Source organism: Bradyrhizobium macuxiense, from assembly GCF_001542415.1.
In the GTDB taxonomy this organism is placed as follows: domain Bacteria; phylum Pseudomonadota; class Alphaproteobacteria; order Rhizobiales; family Xanthobacteraceae; genus Bradyrhizobium; species Bradyrhizobium macuxiense.
The window spans coordinates 141,046-160,074 of the sequence record NZ_LNCU01000084.1 but is presented as its reverse complement, the minus strand read 5'-3'; the positions used below and the strand labels follow the sequence as shown (position 1 = coordinate 160,074).

At 65.4% G+C, this 19,029-nt stretch carries 18 protein-coding genes; 11 read left to right on the top strand and 7 right to left on the bottom strand.

What is annotated here, in order from left to right; translation table 11 throughout:
• The 6 genes from AS156_RS25280 to AS156_RS41120 form a co-directional block, all read left to right on the top strand.
• The coding region (locus AS156_RS25280; RefSeq protein ID WP_066510054.1) for a LysR substrate-binding domain-containing protein at positions 1-761 on the top strand (761 nt) is incomplete at its 5' end.
• A 126-nt stretch (positions 762-887) separates the two neighbouring features.
• Positions 888-1,829 carry a 5-dehydro-4-deoxyglucarate dehydratase gene (gene kdgD, locus AS156_RS25275; RefSeq protein ID WP_066510051.1) on the top strand — a complete coding sequence of 314 codons (942 nt, stop codon included), beginning with the start codon at positions 888-890 and terminating at the stop codon, positions 1,827-1,829.
• A gap of 32 nt (positions 1,830-1,861) precedes the next feature.
• Positions 1,862-3,217, top strand: a complete 1,356-nt coding sequence (gene gudD / locus AS156_RS25270; protein ID WP_066510049.1) for a glucarate dehydratase — start codon at positions 1,862-1,864, stop codon at positions 3,215-3,217.
• A gap of 21 nt (positions 3,218-3,238) precedes the next feature.
• Entirely contained in the window at positions 3,239-4,687 is a 1,449-nt protein-coding gene (locus AS156_RS25265) for an aldehyde dehydrogenase family protein (protein ID WP_066510047.1), read from the top strand.
• A 223-nt stretch (positions 4,688-4,910) separates the two neighbouring features.
• Entirely contained in the window at positions 4,911-6,452 is a 1,542-nt protein-coding gene (gene garD / locus AS156_RS25260; protein WP_066510044.1) for a galactarate dehydratase, read from the top strand.
• A 97-nt stretch (positions 6,453-6,549) separates the two neighbouring features.
• The gene (locus AS156_RS41120; RefSeq protein WP_245313055.1) at positions 6,550-6,750 is read left to right on the top strand and encodes a hypothetical protein; all 201 of its coding nucleotides are present in this window, start codon (positions 6,550-6,552) and stop codon (positions 6,748-6,750) included.
• Here AS156_RS41120 and AS156_RS25255 read toward each other — a convergent pair.
• Both AS156_RS25255 and AS156_RS25250 read right to left on the bottom strand, forming a co-directional pair.
• Entirely contained in the window at positions 6,707-8,212 is a 1,506-nt protein-coding gene (locus AS156_RS25255) for a CYTH and CHAD domain-containing protein (RefSeq protein WP_066510042.1), read from the bottom strand. The genes AS156_RS41120 and AS156_RS25255 overlap by 44 nt on opposite strands.
• 157 nt (positions 8,213-8,369) lie before the next feature.
• On the bottom strand, positions 8,370-8,630 hold the full coding sequence (locus AS156_RS25250) for a hypothetical protein (protein ID WP_066510039.1): 261 nt from the start codon (positions 8,628-8,630) through the stop codon (positions 8,370-8,372).
• A gap of 199 nt (positions 8,631-8,829) precedes the next feature.
• On the opposite strand from AS156_RS25250, the gene AS156_RS25245 reads away from it, so the two are divergent.
• Entirely contained in the window at positions 8,830-9,048 is a 219-nt protein-coding gene (locus AS156_RS25245; RefSeq protein WP_066510036.1) for a hypothetical protein, read from the top strand.
• A gap of 53 nt (positions 9,049-9,101) precedes the next feature.
• Here the strand turns inward: AS156_RS25245 and leuB are convergent, their stop codons facing one another.
• The 4 genes from leuB to ald form a co-directional block, all read right to left on the bottom strand.
• Positions 9,102-10,235, bottom strand: a complete 1,134-nt coding sequence (leuB, locus tag AS156_RS25240) for a 3-isopropylmalate dehydrogenase (RefSeq protein WP_066510035.1) — start codon at positions 10,233-10,235, stop codon at positions 9,102-9,104.
• Positions 10,232-10,882: a 3-isopropylmalate dehydratase small subunit gene (gene leuD, locus AS156_RS25235; protein ID WP_066510030.1), complete on the bottom strand. Its 651-nt coding sequence runs from the start codon at positions 10,880-10,882 to the stop codon at positions 10,232-10,234. The genes leuB and leuD overlap by 4 nt, the downstream gene beginning before the upstream one ends.
• Positions 10,883-10,884: 2 nt before the next feature.
• Positions 10,885-12,273 (bottom strand): 3-isopropylmalate dehydratase large subunit, encoded by a 1,389-nt coding sequence (leuC, locus tag AS156_RS25230; RefSeq protein ID WP_066510027.1) that lies wholly within the window; start codon positions 12,271-12,273, stop codon positions 10,885-10,887.
• 376 nt (positions 12,274-12,649) lie between these two features.
• Entirely contained in the window at positions 12,650-13,765 is a 1,116-nt protein-coding gene (gene ald, locus AS156_RS25225) for an alanine dehydrogenase (RefSeq protein ID WP_066510024.1), read from the bottom strand.
• A 141-nt stretch (positions 13,766-13,906) separates the two neighbouring features.
• Between ald and AS156_RS25220 the strand changes: the two genes are divergently transcribed.
• Positions 13,907-14,380, top strand: a complete 474-nt coding sequence (locus AS156_RS25220; protein ID WP_066510021.1) for an Lrp/AsnC family transcriptional regulator — start codon at positions 13,907-13,909, stop codon at positions 14,378-14,380.
• Positions 14,381-14,399: 19 nt separating this feature from the next.
• On the opposite strand, the gene AS156_RS25215 is transcribed toward AS156_RS25220, so the two are convergent.
• On the bottom strand, positions 14,400-14,948 hold the full coding sequence (locus AS156_RS25215) for a cytochrome b (RefSeq protein WP_082747717.1): 549 nt from the start codon (positions 14,946-14,948) through the stop codon (positions 14,400-14,402).
• Between the two features lie 310 nt (positions 14,949-15,258).
• Between AS156_RS25215 and AS156_RS25210 the strand changes: the two genes are divergently transcribed.
• The 3 genes from AS156_RS25210 (at position 15,259) to AS156_RS25200 (ending at position 19,020) form a co-directional block, all read left to right on the top strand.
• A complete protein-coding gene (locus AS156_RS25210; RefSeq protein WP_245313058.1) occupies positions 15,259-16,233 on the top strand; it encodes a hypothetical protein in 975 nt (324 codons plus the stop codon).
• Between the two features lie 77 nt (positions 16,234-16,310).
• Positions 16,311-17,021, top strand: a complete 711-nt coding sequence (locus tag AS156_RS25205; RefSeq protein WP_066510017.1) for a type 1 glutamine amidotransferase — start codon at positions 16,311-16,313, stop codon at positions 17,019-17,021.
• Positions 17,022-17,283: 262 nt separating this feature from the next.
• Positions 17,284-19,020 carry an ABC transporter permease gene (locus AS156_RS25200; protein WP_066510015.1) on the top strand — a complete coding sequence of 579 codons (1,737 nt, stop codon included), beginning with the start codon at positions 17,284-17,286 and terminating at the stop codon, positions 19,018-19,020.
• Positions 19,021-19,029: the final 9 nt, after the last annotated feature.

Genomic DNA, 19,029 nt, shown 5'->3' with positions numbered 1-19,029 from the left:
TGGAGCGCACCAGCCGCTCGGTGCGGCTGACGCCGGCCGGACGCAGCTTCCTGCCCGAAGCGCGCCGCATCCTGAAACTTGCCGAATCCGCCTCGCAAGTCGCCCGCCGCATCGCGCTCGGCAAGACCGGTTCGCTCAAGATCGGGTTCACCGCCGCGGCGGCCTACGGCTTCCTGCCCGATCTGATCGCGACCTGCCGCACCCGGCTGCCCGAAGTCGATTTTTCCCTGAAGGAAATGGTCTCGGGCGATCAGTTCGAAGCGCTAACCACGGGCCAGATCGATGCCGGCCTGCTGCGCCCGCCGATCGCGCGGCCGGAATTCGCAAGCCGGCGCGTCGTCGCCGAGCCGCTGCTGGCTGCGATTCCGAAGCGGCATCCGCTGGCATCCGCCGAGACCATCGCGATCAAGGACTTCGACGACCAGCCCTTCGTGATGTATTCACCCTATGAGGCCCGTTACTTCCACGACCTGCTGGTGGCGCTGTTCACGCGCGCCGACGTGCTGCCGCGCTATGTCCAGCATCTCAGCCAGATCCACTCGATCCTCGCGATGGTGCGCGCCGGGCTCGGCGTCGCGATCGTGCCGGAAGCCGCCGCAAGCCTGAAGATCGCTGACGTCAGGCTGAAGCCGCTGAAGCTGCGCGGCGCCACGCCCGTGGAGCTGTTTCTGGTGTGGCGGCGCGACTACGAGAACCAGCTGCTGCCGTCATTGATCGAGATCGCGACGGAAATCGCCGGATCGCACGCCGGCGGCGATTGATACCGATAACGCATCGTTCAATACCGCGTTTGGCTTGGACGCGCATCGAACCATTTCCTAAAAATGCCGCTGCGGACGCGCGTTTTGCGCGCAACCCGATCCCCAAAGCTTTCAAGGAGTGGCGCCATGAGCAAGATGACCCCTCAGGAGATGGCCCGGCACATCGGCGGCGGCCTCCTGTCCTTTCCCGTCACGCCGTTCAAGGCGGACTATTCGTTCGACGAAGCGACCTATCGCAGCAACATGGACTGGCTGTGCGGCTACGACGTCGCGGGCCTGTTCGCCGCCGGCGGCACCGGCGAATTCTTCTCGCTGACGCCCTCGGAGGTCCCGCAGATCGTGAAGGTCGCGGTCGACGAGACCAAGGGCCGCGTGCCCGTGCTCGCCGGCACCGGCTACGGCACCGCGATCGCGCGCGAGATCGCGGTCGGTGCCGAGAAGGCCGGCGCCGACGGCCTGTTGCTGCTGCCGCCCTACCTCACGCATTCCGAGCAGGATGGTCTCGCCGCGCATGTCGAGGCGGTGTGTGCGTCGGTGAAGATCGGCGTCATCGTCTACAACCGCGACAATGCGATCCTGCATCCCGATACACTGGCCCGGCTCTGCGAGCGCTGCCCGAACCTCGTCGGCTACAAGGACGGCATCGGCGACATCGAGCTGATGACCCGTGTCTACACCAGGCTCGGCGACCGTCTGACCTATATCGGCGGGCTGCCGACGGCGGAAACTTTCGCGCTGCCCTATCTCGACATGGGCGTCACGACCTATTCATCGGCGGTGTTCAACTTCGTGCCGGAATTCGCGACTAAGTTCTATGCCGCAGTACGCCGGCGCGATCATCAGACCATCCATGCAGGCCTGAAGGATTTCATCCTGCCGCTGATCGCGATACGCAACCGCAAGAAGGGCTATGCAGTGTCGATCATCAAGGCCGGCATGAAGGTGATTGGCCGCAATTCCGGCCCGGTGCGGCCGCCGTTGACCGATCTCACCGAGCAGGAGATCGCCGAGCTCACGGCACTGGTGGCAAAGCTGCCGCAGGCAGCCGCGCAGCAGGCCGCGGAATAAGCCGAGCCGGCGAAGAACGAAGGGAGGAGCGGATGATCCAGAATACGACCCGCACCGGCTTTTCCGGCGCCCCCATCGTCACGGCGATGGAGGTGATCCCGGTCGCCGGCCGCGACAGCATGCTCCTCAATCTGAGCGGCGCGCACGCGCCGTTCTTTACCCGCAATATCGTCATCCTCACCGACAATTCCGGCCACACCGGCGTCGGCGAGGTTCCGGGCGGCGAGAAGATCCGCAAGACGCTCGAGGACGCCCGCGACCTCGTCGTCGGCCAGACCATCGGTGCGCTCAACAACATCCTGGCGTCGATGCGCCAGGCATTCGCCGACCGCGACGCCGGCGGCCGTGGCAAACAGACCTTCGATCTGCGTGTCACCATCCATGCGGTGACCGCGGTCGAATCCGCCCTGCTCGACCTGCTCGGCCAGCATCTCGGTCTGCCGGTCGCGGCGCTGCTCGGCGAAGGCCAGCAGCGCGCCAGCGTCGAGACACTCGGCTATCTCTTCTTTGTCGGCGACCGCAGCAAGACCAGCCTGCCTTACGTCGAGGGCGAGACCGGCAAGCCCGACTGGTTCAATCTCCGCCATCAGGTGGCGATGACGCCCGACGCCGTGGTGCGGCTCGCCGAGGCCACGCAGGCGCATTACGGCTTCGCCGATTTCAAGCTCAAGGGCGGCGTGCTCGCGGGCGTGCAGGAGATCGAGGCCGTCACCGCGATCGCCAAACGCTTCCCGAACGCTCGCGTCACGCTCGATCCGAACGGCGCCTGGTCGCTGGACGAGGCGATCCGCCTCTGCAGCAACATGCACGGCGTGCTCGCCTATGCCGAGGACCCCTGCGGCGCCGAGGCCGGCTTCTCCGGCCGCGAGATCATGGCGGAGTTCCGCCGCGCCACGGGCCTGCCGACCGCGACCAACATGATCGCGACCGACTGGCGCCAGCTTTCGCACGCGCTGCGGCTCGGTGCGGTCGACATTCCCCTCGCCGATCCGCATTTCTGGACCATGCAGGGCTCGGTGCGGGTGGCGCAGACCTGCCGCGACAACGGCCTGACCTGGGGCTCGCACTCCAACAATCATTTTGATATTTCGCTCGCGATGTTCACCCATGTCGGCGCCGCCGCGCCCGGCAAGGTGACCGCGATCGACACCCACTGGATCTGGCAGGACGGCCAAGCGTTGACCAGGGAGCCATTGCAGATCAAGGGGGGCAAGATCGCGATCCCGGATCGTCCGGGTCTCGGCATCGAGATCGATCGCGGTGCCATCGAGGCCGCGAACGCGCTATACAAGCAGCATGGCCTCGGCGCCCGCGACGACGCGCTCGCCATGCAGTTCCTGATCCCGGGCTGGACCTTCGACGACAAGCGTCCCTGCCTCGTGCGCTAACAACAAAGGTTGGAGAGAAACATGACCGCTCACCAGAAAAACTTCATCGCCGGCGAATGGGTCGACGGCTCAGGCATTACGCGGGACATCAACCCCTCCAACACCAATGACGTGGTCGGCGAATACGCCAGGGCCGACAAGGCGCAGACCGAAAAGGCGATAGCCGCGGCGAAGGCCGCCTTCCCGGCGTGGTCGCGCTCGACGCCGCAGGAGCGCTTCGACGCGCTGAACAAGATCTCGGCCGAAATCCTCGCCCGCAAGGAAGAGCTCGGCCGCCTGCTCGCCCGCGAGGAAGGCAAGACTCTCCCCGAGGGCATCGGCGAGGTCGCGCGCGCCGGCCAGATATTCGCGTTCTTTGCCGGTGAAGCGTTGCGGCTGATGGGCGAAAAGGGTGCGTCGGTTCGTCCCGGCCTCGATGTCGAGATCACCCGCGAGCCGGTCGGTGTCGTCGGCATGATCACGCCGTGGAACTTCCCGATCGCAATTCCCGCCTGGAAGATCGCGCCCGCGCTCTGCTACGGCAACACGGTCGTGTTCAAGCCGGCCGAGCTGGTGCCGGGCTCCGCACATGCGTTGTCCGAGATCATCGCGCGCTCCGGTATTCCGGCCGGCGTGTTCAACCTCGTGGTCGGCTCCGGCTCCGTCGTCGGCCAGACCCTGCTCGAGCATCCCGATGTCGCCGCGATCTCCTTCACCGGCTCGGTTCAGACCGGCCGCAAGATCGCGCAGGCTTGCGTGCTCTCCAATCCCATGAAGAAGTTCCAGCTTGAGATGGGTGGCAAGAATCCGCTGGTCGTGCTCGACGACGCCGACGTGAAGGTCGCGGTCGAGGTCGCCGTCAACGGCGCTTATTTCTCGACCGGCCAGCGCTGCACGGCGTCCTCGCGCCTGATCGTCACCGCGGGCATCCACGATCGCTTCGTCGCGGCGATGACCGAACGGATGAAGGGCCTTTCGGTGGATGACGCGCTGAAGAGCGGCGTGCATGTCGGCCCGGTGGTCGACCAGAGCCAGCTCGACCAGGACCTGCGCTACATCAAGATCGGCCAGGACGAAGGCGCCCGGCTGCATTGGGGTGGCGAGCTCCTGAACCGCGAGACGCCCGGCTTCTATCTGCAGCCCGCGCTGTTCACCGAGACCACCAGCACCATGCGCATCGCACGCGAGGAAATCTTCGGCCCGGTCGCCTGCGTGATCCGCGCCAAGGATTACGAGGAGGCACTGGCGATCTCCAACGACACCGAGTTCGGCCTCGCCTCGGGCATCTGCACGTCAAGCCTGAAATACGCCTCGCACTACAAGCGCAACAGCGAGGCCGGCATGGTGATGGTCAATCTGCCGACTGCCGGCGTCGACTACCACGTCCCGTTCGGCGGCCGCAAAGGCTCGAGTTACGGCGCACGCGAACAGGGCGCCTATGCCCGCGAGTTCTACACCACGGTGAAGACGGCTTACACCTTCCCGGGTTGACATGATCGCGCAGTCCGGTCCGCAGAAGAGGTATCCACCTCTCCCCCTGTGGGAGAGGTCGGAACGCATCGCCAGATGCGTTCCGGGTGAGGGGTTACGCTCTCTCGTGAGACCTTCGCCCCCTCACCCGGCGCTTCGCGCCGACCTCTCGCCGAAGGGGAGAGGTGAGAACTCGCAGACCCGTCACACCCCAAACTCGCACCGTCCCTGAGGAGAGTTGCTTATGGACCAGTCGATCGGCGCGAAGGAGCAGCCCCGCTACATCAAGCTCAATGAGCGCGACAATGTCGCGATCGTCGTGAACGATTTCGGCCTGCCCGCCGACTCCCGCTTCGCCTGCGGCCTGGCACTGCGCGCCTTCGTGCCGCAGGGACACAAGACTGCGCTGATCGACATCGCCGAGGGCGCGCCGATCATCCGTTACGGCGAGGTGATCGGCCATGCACTGTCGCCGATCCTGGCCGGCGAATGGGTCGACGAGGCGCGCATCCGTATGCCCGAGGCGCCGCCGCTCGACCAGCTCGCGATCGCAACCGCGGTGCCGGCGGCGCTGCCGCCGCTCGAAGGTTTTACGTTCGAGGGCTATCGCAATCCGGACGGCTCGGTGGGAACAAAAAACATCCTCGGCATCTCGTCCTCGGTGCAATGCGTCAAGGGCACGATGGAATATGCGGTGAAGCGCATTCGTGCCGAGCTGCTGCCGAAATATCCCAATGTCGACGATGTCGTGCCGCTGACGCACGCCTATGGCTGCGGCGTCGCGATATCGGCGCCCGACGCCGTGGTGCCGATCCGCACGCTGCAGAACCTCGCGCTCAACCCGAATTTCGGCGGCGAGATCCTGGTCGTCGGTCTCGGCTGCGAGAAGCTTGCGCCCGAGCGACTGGTGCCGGAAGGCATCAGCGACGCCATCGTGCGGATGCAGGACGAGGCCTTTGACGGCTTCGGCGCGATCGTCGAGGCCATCATGACCCAGGCCGAGGCGCGGCTGAAGGTGCTCAACAGCCGCAAGCGCGAGACCTGCCCGGCCTCTGATCTCGTGATCGGCCTGCAATGCGGCGGCAGCGACGCATTCTCCGGCGTCACCGCCAATCCCGCGGTCGGCTTCGCCGCCGACCTGCTGGTGCGGGCCGGCGCGACCGTGATGTTCTCGGAAGTCACCGAAGTGCGCGATGCGATCCAGCTTTTGACCCGCCGCGCCGTCAACGAGGATGTCGGCCGCGCGCTGATCCGTGAGATGGCGTGGTACGACGCCTATCTCGCCCGCGGCGGCGCCGACCGCAGCGCCAACACCACGCCGGGCAACAAGAAGGGTGGGCTCGCCAACATCGTCGAGAAGTCGCTCGGCTCGATCGTCAAGTCTGGCTCAGGCCCGATCAGCGGCGTGCTGTCGCCCGGCGAGAAGGCGCGCCAGAAGGGCATGCTGTTTGCGGCGACGCCGGCGAGCGATTTCATCTGCGGCACGCTGCAGCTTGCCTCTGGCATGACGCTGCAGGTGTTCACTACCGGCCGCGGCACGCCTTACGGCCTCGCCGCCGCGCCGGTCATCAAGGTCGCGACCCGCAGCGAGCTGGCGCGACGCTGGAAGGACCTGATCGACTTCGATGCCGGCTGCATCGCGACCGGTGAGAAGACCATCGAGGAAACCGGCTGGGACCTGTTCCGCATGATCCTCGACGTCGCTAGCGGCCGCACCAAGCCGTGGTCGGATCGCTGGGGTATCCACAACGACCTCACGCTGTTCAACCCGGCGCCGGTGACCTAAGCGCGCCCACGCCGCCAGTTAACCGCGCGTTAGCCACTCCGCCATCGGTCGGGGAACGTCGCAATTCGATTCAAATTATCCCGGCATGGAGGCGGACATGACCGGGATGATCGACGACCTCAAGGACCAGGCTGATCGCGCCGAGCGGCTGGCGCGCACCGGCCTCGACCCGCTGACGGCCGAGCGCCTGCGTGCATATGCCGACGAGTGCCGCAATCGGATCGCATCGGCCGAGCGCGAGCACGACGGGCGCGTCACATCTTCCTCAGTCCCCGCACCTCTTTCGCCGCGATCTTGATCAGCGGCCTGACCGCCTGTTCCTCGCGGCCAAGCACCACGCCCGACGCAAAGGCGCGGGCGCGCTCCTTTCGATGCGGCGCCTTCAGCGCCGCGTCGACGGCCAGCTTGCGATGTGCGACGAAATCATTGAGCGAGCCGAGCGTTTTCTGAATCCGCTTCAGGTGCTTCGACAACCATGCAAGTTGCTTCCGCTCGCGCTTGCCGGGAAACAGGCTTTCGAAGAAATCGATCGCATATCTGAGCTTCTTCGCCCTGATGCGCACCTTGTGCCGCTCCCGGGCGGACATCGCGTCGAGACGCCGGCCGTCCTTGCGCAGCTTCCTGATGCGGCGATGCAGCAGCGTGGCCGCAAACTCGCCGACCGGACCGCCTTCATCCGCAGCCGCGATCGTTTGCGGCGCCTCGATCCATTGCAATGTATCGATCAGCATCGTGCGATAGCGTGCCGAGCTCGTGGCCATCCTCGCGCGCGCAAACGCACGGTCGCGGCGTTCGGAAAACTCCTGCCGGATCGCCTTGCCGCCGCGCCGAAGCAAGGCATCATGCGAGGCGGGCTCGATGTCGTCCCTGACGAAGACGTCCAGTTCGCGCGCCGCCGCCAGCTCATTGGTGAGCCACTTGAGCTGAACCTTGACCTCTTCCGTGCTCGGCCCGACCAGCATCCTTGAGAACAGCGAGATCGCCGCACGCAACCGGCGCAGGCCGACCCGCATCTGATGAATGCCTTCAGCCTCGCCCTCGCGGACCGCATCTGCGTTCGATGAAAAGTGACGAAACGCCGAGCGCGCGATCACCCGAAACGCCTCGGCCGCCGTGAAGGCGGAATCCAGCACCACGCTCTCGGCCGAGACAACGACAGGCTCCTCGCGATCGGCAAGCTCGTATCCGAGATCTGATTTCGAACGCAGGTCGAGTTCGGCGCCCGTCTTGCGCTCCAACGCTTTCGCGATGCGAAACAAGTCGAGCTGCCGCCCACTTTTGAGCTCGAGCTCGACCTCCTCGATCGGGCATGTGCGATGGCCGGCGGTTACCTGACCGCGATCGATGGCAAGTTCGATCTCACTGCGCTTCGTGCGCAGCGGCACGGCGATGCGCCGCACTGATGTTTCAAAGACAGGTTTCAGCTTGCGGCGAAGTTTCCTGGACGCGAAGTCCTCAAACGGCGTGCCGCCGACCTTGCTCAGATCCGGCTCGTCCGTCTCGAGTTCGGTCTCCCACTCCCCCCGGCCGAACTGCGCGCCGCCGGCTGACTTGATAGTCTGCACGTGCCTGCCGCCATCCTGGCGTACACGCAGCGTGAGGCCCCGCCGCTTCAGCTTGTGCCTGGCGGTGTCGAAATAAGTCGAGACCAGATCGCTTGCCGACGGCTTTCCGCTCCTGCTCCCGGCAATCCGCGGCCTCACCAACGCCTTCAACGTCCGCGCCGGAACGCGGAATTTGAGTTCCGTCTCGACAGCCATTGCTCCTCTACGGAGTTCACAGCACGACCAATCACGTGCCAACAACGCCCGAGACGCGTTCAGGGCTCCACTATCGAACCGCGGGGCAAACAAAAAAATCCGCCGCGACTGGGTCAGCGGCGGACTTCGGCCATCCCAGACGTGGATGAGTCAGCCCTTAATCGTCGTCGTCGCCATGATGAATGACAGTCTTGCTGCGATTGCCGTACGCATCCCGCTTCTTGATCACGGTGGTCCGGTCGCGTGGCTCGTGCTCTCTGATGACGGTGGTGCGGTCGCGATCGCGCTCACGATATGCGGGTGCCTGACCGACGGTCACACCCGCGCCGGCTGGGCCTACGCGAACACCGACTTCATCGGCGAAGGCAGGCGCCGCGATCGCAGTGACCATGGCGGCAGCCAACAGATATTTCTTCATGTCATTCCTCCTCCAGTTTCGACATGGAAACGGAGGAACGTCGGGAGCAACGAAGCGTTCCTACGCTCGTGCCTCTGTACGCACGCTGAGCGATGGAACTCCCTGAACAGGCATTCACCAGTGTGGCGAAATGATCATTTTCTACGCGTTGAATAGCCCGAAATGATGCCCCACGTCCTTATCAACAGGAGGACGTTCTATGAAACAGTCGCAGCACTTTCTCGACAATGCGGAGAACTGCGCGCAGCTCGCAGAGCGCGCATCGGAAGAACCGACCTACAATCGCTACAAGCGGATGGAAGCTGCCTGGCGCGCGCTGGCCAAGGAGCAGGATTGGCTCGACGGCGAGACTTCTCCGTCGGACAGTCTGCTTGAGTCTTCGGAAAGCCTTCGCGACCGCGCCCAAAGGACGGCCTGACGCTGGCTTACTCAACGCTGCGCTGGCGCTGCCGGCGCAGCAGATAGCGGCCATCAAGCGTGTTCCTTCGCCGCAACCTTGTCGAGCGCATTCAGCACCGCATCACCCATCTCGGTTGTCGACAGCTTCTTCGCGCCCGCCTCGGCGATATCAACGGTGCGCGCTCCGGACGCGAGCGCCGTCTGCACCGCCTTCTCCAGGAGATCGGCATCCGCGGGACGGTTCAACGTCAGGCGTAGCAGCATCGCGACGCTCAGGATCGAGCCGAGCGGATTGGCGATGCCCTTGCCCGCGATATCGGGCGCACTGCCGTGCACCGGCTCATAGAGCGCCTTACGCCGGCCGTAACGGTCGACCGGCCCGAGCGAGGCCGAAGGCAACATGCCGAGCGAGCCCGAGGCCATCGCCGCGCAATCGGACAGGATGTCGCCGAAGATGTTGCCGGTGACCATCACGTCGAATTGCCGCGGCTCGCGCACGATCTGCATTGCGGCATTGTCGACATAGAGATGGCTCAGCTCGACGTCGGAGAACTCCTCCTTGTGCAGCGCGGTCACCTCTTCGCGCCAGACCACGCTGGTCTCCAGCACATTGGCCTTGTCGACCGAGCACACCTTGTTGCGCCGTGTCCGCGCCAACTCGAACGCCGACCGCGCAACGCGGCGGATCTGGTTGGTGGTGTATTGCTCGGTGTTGAAGCCGCGCCGCTGCCCATCCGGCAACGTCTCGATGCCGCGCGGCTCGCCGAAATAAATGCCGCTGGTCAGCTCGCGGATGATGACGAAATCGACGCCGTCGAGCACTTCGGGCTTGAGCGGTGCGGAGGCGGAAAGCGCCGGGTTCGCCACGATCGGCCGCAGATTGGCGTAGAGATCGTATTTGCTGCGCAGGCCGAGCAGGCTGCCGGCCTTGCGCGCGGCCGCCGGCACCTCCTTGGTCTCCGGCCCGCCGGTCGCGCCCCACAGGATCGCGTCGGCCTCGTCCATTGCTTCCGCAGTGTCCTCCGGCAACACCCTGCCGGTTGCGAGATACGGGATCAGTCCGTATTGCGCCTCGCGCAGCGTCATCGGCACGCCACGCTTCGCCGCGAACCAGTCGAGGATCCGGCGCGACTGCGCGGTGACCTCGGGACCGATGCCCTCGCCGCCGACCACGGCGACCTTGATCATGTTGGATTGCGCGTTCATGCGGATGTCCTTGAAGCGGGTGTCCTTGCAAAATGAATCCAAGGGCGGGCCGCGCGATCGGAAGCCTGGAAGGCGCGGATCTCGTCGTCGCGCTGCAGGGTCAGTGCGACTTCGTCGAGCCCCTTCAATAGTCCTTCGCGCCGGCGCGGATCGATCTCGAATGTGTGGCGCGCACCGGACGGCGAGACGATGGTCTGCGCCTCCAGATCGATCGAGACCTTGCCCGCGCCCTGCGTCGCCTCGATGTCGGCGGCGAGTGAATCGACCACCACCTTGTCGACGACGACAGGCAGGATTCCGTTCTGGAAGCAGTTGGCGAAGAAGATGTCGCCGAAGCCCGAGCCGATGACGGCGCGGATACCCATTTCCTGCAGCGACCACACCGCGCCCTCGCGCGACGAGCCGCAGCCGAAATTCGGGCCGGTGACCAGGATCTCCGCCTGCCGGTACGGTTCGCGGTTCAAGATGAAATCCGGATTCTCCGAGCCGTCGGGCAGATAGCGCAGCGAGCCGAACGCCCATTTGCCGAGCGTGCCGCGGATCGAGTTGCCGACCAGCCGCTCGATGCGGATGATGACGTCGGTGTCAATATTGCTGCGCATGATCGGCGCGGCGGTCGCGGTGAGCGTGTTGAACGGCTTTGGCATGCTTAGCGCCCCATCATCCTGACATCGGCGATCGCACCGGCAATCGCTGATGCAGCCGCGCTCGCCGGGCTCGCCAGATGCGTCCGCGCGCGCGGCCCCTGCCGGCCGACAAAATTGCGGTTCGAGGTCGAGACCGAACGCTGCCCTGGCGCCACCACCTCGCCATTGGCGGCAAGGCACATCGAGCAGCCCGGCTCGCGCCATTCGAAACCGGCGTCAGTGAAGATCTTGTCGAGCCCTTCGGCGACCGCCTCGCGCTTGACGTTCTCCGAGCCCGGCACCACCCAAGCCCGAACGCCGGCCGCGACCTTGCGGCCGCGCGCGACTTCGGCCGCGGCGCGAAGGTCGCTCAAGCGGCTGTTGGTGCAGGAGCCGATGAACACCCAATCGACCGGCGTGCCTGCGATCGGCGCGCCGCCTTGCAGGCCCATATAGTCGAGCGCGGTTTCGATCGCCGCGCGCCGCGCCGGATCATCGACCGCCTTGGGATCGGGAATCCGGCCATCGACGCCGATGACGTGCTCGGGGCTGATACCCCAGGTCACCTGCGGGATGATCTTGGTCACGTCGATCACGACCTCGCGATCGAATACCGCATCGGGATCGCTCGGCAGCTCGCGCCACGCCTTGACTGCCTGCTCCCACAGCGCACCCTGCGGCGCGTAGGGGCGGCCACGCAGGAATTCGAAGGTTGTCTCGTCGGGCGCGACCATGCCGATCTTGGCGCCGAGCTCGATCGAGAGGTTGCAGATCGTGAGCCGGCCCTCGATCGGCAGCTCGCGGATCGCGCTGCCGGCATATTCGACCGCATGTCCGGTGCCGCCGGCCGCGCCGATATGCCCGATCAGCGCCAGGATCATGTCCTTGGCGGTGACACCGAGCGGCAGCTTGCCTTCAAATCTTGCGCGCAGAGTCTTTGGCCGACGCTGGATCAGCGCCTGCGTTGCCAGCACATGCGTCAGCTCGCTCGAACCGATGCCGAAGGCGAGCGCGCCGAGGCCGCCATGCGTGCAGGTGTGGCTGTCGCCGCAGACGATCGTCGCGCCAGGCAGGCTCAATCCGAGTTCCGGTCCTATGACATGAACGATGCCTTGGCCGGGTTGGTCGACATCGAACATCGCAATCCCGCTCGCTGTGGTCTCAACCCGCAGCGCAGCCAACAGCTCCTGCCCGATCTTGCTGGTTCCGGCGCGGCCGTGCGCAGTGGAGATGGCATGATCGGGGGTCGCAAAGGTCAGCTCTGGATTGTGAACCTTGAGGCCCTTGCTCTTGAGGTCGAGCAAGCCGCGCGAGCCGCCGAGATCGTGCAGCAGATGGCGATCGATATGAAGGAGATCGGTGTCTTCGCTCAATCGGGCAATGACATGCTGGTCCCAGATCTTGGCCAGCATCGTACGACCGGTCTTTTTCAAGACAGTCCTCCCTTCGGCTTCTTTGAGGCCAGCCGCACGCGCCGCTGATCGCGGCTTGGTGCGGCTTTGATTGGAGGCATCAAATCATGCAGAACATCGCTCCGCCAGTATGGAACGCCGACCACGACATGGAAGGAGGGCTGCGCTCGTGCGGCTTGACAAGGTCGGACGATGGTCCGAAGCGCACCGCGCCGCCCAACGCTGCCGCGCGCCCCTCATGGTGAGGAGCGCAAAGCGCGTCTCGAACCATGAGGCCCGATCGGTGGCCTCGTCCTTCGAGACGCGGCGAAAACGCCGCTCCTCAGGATGAGGAGCAGCTTGGGTGACGCGCCGGACGTGGCCTGCGAGTCCCGCCTCAAGACGCCAGCGCTTCCTCCGGCATCACCACCGCAAGGTTCTGGCTCTCGGCGACGGCGCGGTTAGTGATCCGGCCGCGATGAATGTTGAGGCCGGCACGCAGATGCGGATCCTCCACCAGCGCGCGCAGCTCCTTCGATGCGAGCGCCAGACCGAACGGCAAGGTCGCGTGGTTGAGCGCGTGGCTCGAGGTCACCGGCACCGCGCCCGGCATGTTGGCCACGCAATAGTGCACGATGTCGTCGACCAGATAGGTCGGCGCCTGGTGAGTAGTGGGCTTCGAGGTCTCGAAGCAGCCGCCCTGATCGATCGCGACATCGACCAGCACCGCGCGGCGCTTCATGCTGGCGAGTTGCGCGCGTGACACCAGCTTCGGCGCGCTGGCGCCGGGGACCAGCACCGCGCCGATCACGACGTCGGCGGCGATAATCTCCTGCTCGATCGCCTCCAGCGTGGCGTAGCGGGTGCGGACCCGGCCGGCGAAGAGATCGTCGAGCACACGCAAGCGCGGCAACGAGCGGTCGAGCACGGTGACGTCGCTGCCGAGCCCAGCCGCCATCCGCGCCGCATGCGTGCCGACCACGCCGCCGCCGATAACCGCGACCCGCGCCGGCGGAACGCCGGGCACGCCGCCGAGCAGCTTGCCCATGCCGTCGGCGGATTTGCGCAACGCCGCACCCGCGGCCTCGATCGCAAGCCGGCCCGCGACCTCGCTCATCGGCGCGAGCAACGGCAACCCGCCATGTGCATCGGTCACGGTCTCATAGGCCACCGCCGTGCAGCCCGAGGCAAGCAAGCCCTTGGTCTGCGGTACGTCGGGCGCGAGATGGAGATAGGTGAAGATGATCTGGCCTTCGCGCAGCCGCGTCCATTCGGACGGCTGCGGCTCCTTCACCTTCACGATCATGTCGGCGACGGAGAACACTTCCTCGGCCGTATCGGCGATCCGCGCACCGGCTTGCCGGTAGACATCGTCGCCGGAGCCGATGCCTTCGCCTGCCCCGCGCTGCACCACCACCTCATGTCCATGCGCCACATATTCCCGCACCGAGGCCGGCGTCAGCCCGACCCGATATTCCTCGACCTTGATTTCCTTGGGCACCCCGACGCGCATGGTCCGCTCCTGAAAAGAATCGCTTCCGCCTATTATGAGGCTATTCCCCGTCACGCGGCGTTTCTCAGCGAAATCCGGCTTGCTCACACCCAAGGACGCTCATATTCTTCGCGCGCAGCCCGATCATTAGAGGAAAACTGCGTGGACGGTCTCGATCGTATCGATCTCCGAATCCTGGCCGAACTGGTCTCCGATGCCCGCGCCAGCCAGATCGAGCTTGCCGAGAAAGTCGGGCTGTCACCGACCGCATGCGCACGGCGCATCCGCCACCTCGAGGAGACCGGCGTCATCCGCGGCTATCGCGTCGACCTCGAACCGACCGCGCTTGGCCTCGTGACCACGGTCGTCGTCACGATCACGCTGGAGAAGCAGAGCGAGGACTACCTGGCGGCATTCGAGGCCGCGGTCGCGCGCTGCCCCGATGTCGTCTCCTGCCACCTGATGTCGGGTAGCGACGACTATCATTTGCAGGTCATCGCGCGCGACATCGCCGACTTCGAGCGCATTCACAAGCAGCATCTGTCGCGGATGCCAGGCGTTGCCCGCATTCATTCCAGCTTCGCGATGCGCGAGGTGGTCCGCCGCACCATTCCGGAAACGGCGCTACGCGGCTGACGGCCAGCGCGTGGAATTGTCAGGATGGATTGCGGCTCGCCCGCGGCCACATCCGCGACAGCGTCTCATCCCGCTTCACAACCACATGCCAGAGCGTCGCAGCGATGTGCAGCGTAACTACGGCATAGACCAGATAGGCGAGCGTGCCATGCGCGACCTCGCCCGCACGCTCGACCGCCTTGTTGCCGGCAAACAGGTGCGGCCAGCTGAAGGTCCAGAAATAGCGCAGCGAATAGCCGCCGGCCGACGACAACATGTATCCGGTGACGGGCATGGCGAAGAGGATAGCGTAGAGCGCCCAATGATTGAGCCGCGCCACGATCCGCACCAGCGGCGAGAACGACGACGGCTCTGACGGTGCCACAGTGGTGGCCCGCACCATCAGCCGCAGGATCGCCAGGAAGAACAGTGTCACGCCGAGCGACTTGTGCACTTCGAGCAGCTCGCGCCGCGGCGACGTCCCGGCCGGCTGCAGTCCACAGTAGAGCCCGATCAACATCGCGGCGATGAACAACACCGCCGTCGCCCAATGGATCTTGCGCAACAGCGGATCATAGCTGGCCGTCACATTCGTTGTCACAAAGCGCCTTCACGTGAAGCCAGCCGGTGCGGGTTCGGCCTGGAAAAGGAAGGCCGTTCAATAGATGATCGAGCGGAGTCTGCCTACAGGCGCGGGCGTCACATTCGATCACGATCGCGAAGACCGGGCTTGCCCCGCTACGCGCATCCCGGAATGACGGGAGGTCGCGGCGCCTCTGCGCTCACTGTCACAATCGGAGCTGCTCCACACGCATTTTTTAGTCGTGATTCGTCATTATTTGTGACAGAAATACTACACGCGAATGTCAATTCGGTTACACGCGGAGCGGTGAATGAGCATGGAGTGGCGGGCGCGGCCGGTTTCGCTGGCCTGGTCAAATCCGGTGGTCCGATGGTGGGGCCTGCTGAGCCTGGTGAGCGGCGCCAACGTCGCGGTCTGGTTCGTGCTGTATCGCCAGTTCCACGAGCAGTCGGGTGGCAGCCTGAGCAACACGTCCGGCATCGGCCTGATGCTGCTGCTGTGCGCGGGCTATGTGTTCGGCTGCGCCTTCCGCTCGGTGCTGCCGCGCGCCGACGTCCAGCGCATCTGCCTGTTCGACACCTGGCTGTCGAGCGTGGTGGTCGGCCGTTCGGTCGCCACCGTCGCCGAGGTCTGCTTCGCCGCGCAATGGGCGATCGTGCTGCATCAGCTCGGCACCATGACCGGCGCCGAGACCACCGTGACCATTGCCTGGATCATCGTGCCACTGATCCTGATCGCGGAATGCTTCTCGTGGTACGCGGTGCTCACCACCCATTATCTCGGCAACGCGATCGAGAACTCGATCTGGGCGGTCGTGTTCTTCCTGGTCGGGATCGCGCTGTGCCGGCTGCTGCCGGAGTTCCATGGTCCGGTGCGCTGGGCCTTCATCGTCGCGATCCTCGGCATCGCCGGCTACCTGGCGTTCCTGATGACCGTCGACGTCCCGATGTATCTGAACCGCTGGCGCGCCGAGCTCGCCACCGGCGGCAAGCTGTTGCATCCGCTCGAGGGCCTGCGCGACGTCAGCACGCGCTGGATCGTCACGCATGACATCGCCGAGTGGCGCGAAGAGATCGCCTGGATGTCGCTCTATTTCAGCATGGCGGTCTGGTCGAGCCTTGCGCTCTGCGTCGGCTATTCGCTCGAGGATCAGCTGCCGCGCTACCGCACCGAGCCCGCGATCGTATCCACGGCGCCGGCAGCAGTGAGCACGACGACGGAACGAGTAAACGCCGCGCCGGTGGCGCAGCACACCGCGACGATCGCACCGGTGGAAACGCGCCGGAATTGATCGACAGTGCGCGACTTGAGGTGACTTGAGCTTTTGGGATAAGGATCACCGATCCCCGCTCACCCGCAATGTCTCGCATGCCGCGCATCACCATCATCGAAACCGGGCTCGTCAATCCGCGCTGCCGCGAGCACCACGGAACCTATCCGCAGATGTTCGAGCGGATGATTGCCGACGCTGACGCATCGATCGCGTGCGATATCGTGAGCATCCCCGACGGCGAGATGCTTCCGGATCCGGCGGGGCTCGATGCGATCCTGATCACCGGCTCGCCGGCCGGCGTCTATGACGGGTTCGACTGGATCGCGCCGCTCGAGGACTTCGTGCGCAAGGCCCACGACAAGCGTGTTCCGATGGTCGGCGTCTGCTTCGGCCACCAGCTGATCGCGCAGGCACTTGGCGGCACGGTGCGCAAGTCGGAGAAGGGTTGGGGAATGGGACGTCACGTCTATCGGGTGACGCCGGGCAACGGGCTGATCGAGAGCGACGAGATCGCCATCGCATGCTCGCATCAGGACCAGGTGATCACCCCGCCAGCATCCGCGCGCACCATCATGTCGTCGGCATTCACCCCGCATGCCGGCCTGCTCTATGCGAACGGCACCACGCTGTCGGTGCAGCCGCATCCCGAGTTCACCGTCGATTACGCCGACGCGCTGTGCGACCTCCACCACGGCCGCGCGCCCGACGATGTGATCGCAACCGCCAAGGCCTCGCTCGCCGAGCCCCTGGACCATGCCCGGCTCGGCGGCGCGGTGACGCGCTTCCTCACGGAGCGCCGCAGCTAATCCCTGGACCATTGGGCCGCGGCATCGCGGGCGGATCGAGTCAGGCACCCGGCGTGTCCGTCGCCGCGGCAGCCTCGCCCGGCGAACATACAGGCAACCCTCGGTCTCAGGCGGCACCGGCTTCCGGCGCCCTCCGAAAGGCGACAAAGCCCCCACCTTCCGACTACCCGATTGTCGTAAATCCTGCCTATAAGCCGACCTCGGGGCCGGTTCCGATCCATTCGGGCCGTATGTGCCGAATTCCGCCCCCGAAGGTGGCTTTATGACGTTTCAGGACGTTCGATCGGCCGTATGGGGGCCCGTCTCCCTGCGGCCCAATTTCTGGGACCTGGCGGCGCTGCTGCTGCTGGTCGGCGCGATGGTGCTCGTCGTCTATGGCGGCGAGCAGACCACCGTGCCGCTGTCCGAGCTCGAGCGCAGCCCGGTGTCGCTCGATCCGGCCAACCTGCCGTACTACGCGCTCAGAACGACGATGCGGATGCTGCTCGCGATCGTCTGCTCGACCGTCTTCACATTCATCTACGCCACCGTCGCAGCCAAGAGCCGGCGCGCCGAGATGGTGCTGATCCCGATGCTCGACATCCTGCAATCGGTGCCGATCCTCGGCTTCCTGACCTTCACCGTCGTGTTCTTCATGAACCTGTTTCCCGGCCGCGTGCTGGGGGCCGAGTTCGCTTGCGTGTTCGCGATCTTCACGAGCCAGGCCTGGAACATGACGTTCAGCATGTATCAGTCGCTGCGCGCGGTGCCGAAGGACCTCGAGGAAGCAACCGAGAGCTTCCATCTCTCGGGCTGGCAGCGCTTCTGGCGGCTGGACGTTCCCTTCGCGATGCCCGGCCTGATCTGGAACGCGATGATGTCGATGTCGGGCGGCTGGTTCTTCGTGGTGGCCTCGGAGGCGATCACCGTCGGCAACACGACCGTCACCCTGCCCGGCGTCGGCTCCTATGTCTCGACCGCGATCGAGCAGAAGAACCTGCCCGCGATCGGCTACGCGCTGCTCACGATGCTGATCGTGATCATCGCCTATGACCAGTTGCTGTTCCGCCCGATCGTCGCCTGGGCGGACAAATTCCGCTTCGAGCAGACTGCTTCCGGCGAGGCACCGACGTCGTGGATGCTCGATCTGTTCCGGCGCACGCGAGCGTTGCGCACCCTGACCTATCCTTTGGGCGTGGCGAACAAAGCGATCTCGACGATGCGCATCACCTGGCCGTCTGTTCTGCAGGGCGACGGCGAACGCAGCCGGCCCTCGCGCGTGGTCGACGGCATCTGGATTGCGGTGATCGTGGCTGCGGCGACCTATGCGGCCTGGCTCGCATACCGATATCTCTCCGCGTCGCTCGGCCTGTCCGATGTCGTCGATGCGGTCGGATACGGGCTTGCCACGCTGCTGCGCGTCATCATCCTGATCGCGCTGGCGTCGCTGATCTGGGTGCCGATCGGAGTCTGGATCGGGCTGCGGCCGAAGCTTGCGGAGCGGATCCAGCCGCTTGCGCAATTCCTCGCGGCGTTTCCGGCCAACCTCGCCTTTCCGGTGTTCGTCGTGCTGATCGTCCGCTTCCACCTCGATCCGAACATATGGCTCAGCCCGCTGATGATCCTCGGCACCCAGTGGTACATCCTGTTCAATGTTATCGCGGGCGCCGCCGCCTTCCCGACCGACCTGCGCGAGGCGGCCAGCAGCCTGCACCTCGGCGGATGGCGATGGTGGGTGAAGGTCGTGCTGCCCGGCATCTTCCCTTATTATGTCACGGGCGCGATCACCGCGTCGGGCGGATCGTGGAATGCCGCGATCGTCGCGGAGGTCGCGAGCTGGGGTAACACCCATCTCGTCGCCACCGGTCTCGGCGCCTACATTGCGCACGCGACTGAGGCCGGCGATTTTCCCCGGGTCGTGCTCGGCATCGTCGTGATGTGCATCCTGGTCACGTTGTTTAACCGCCTGTTGTGGCGGCCGCTCTACGCCTTTGGCGAGCGCCGCCTTCGCCTCGGCTGATCGAGAGGG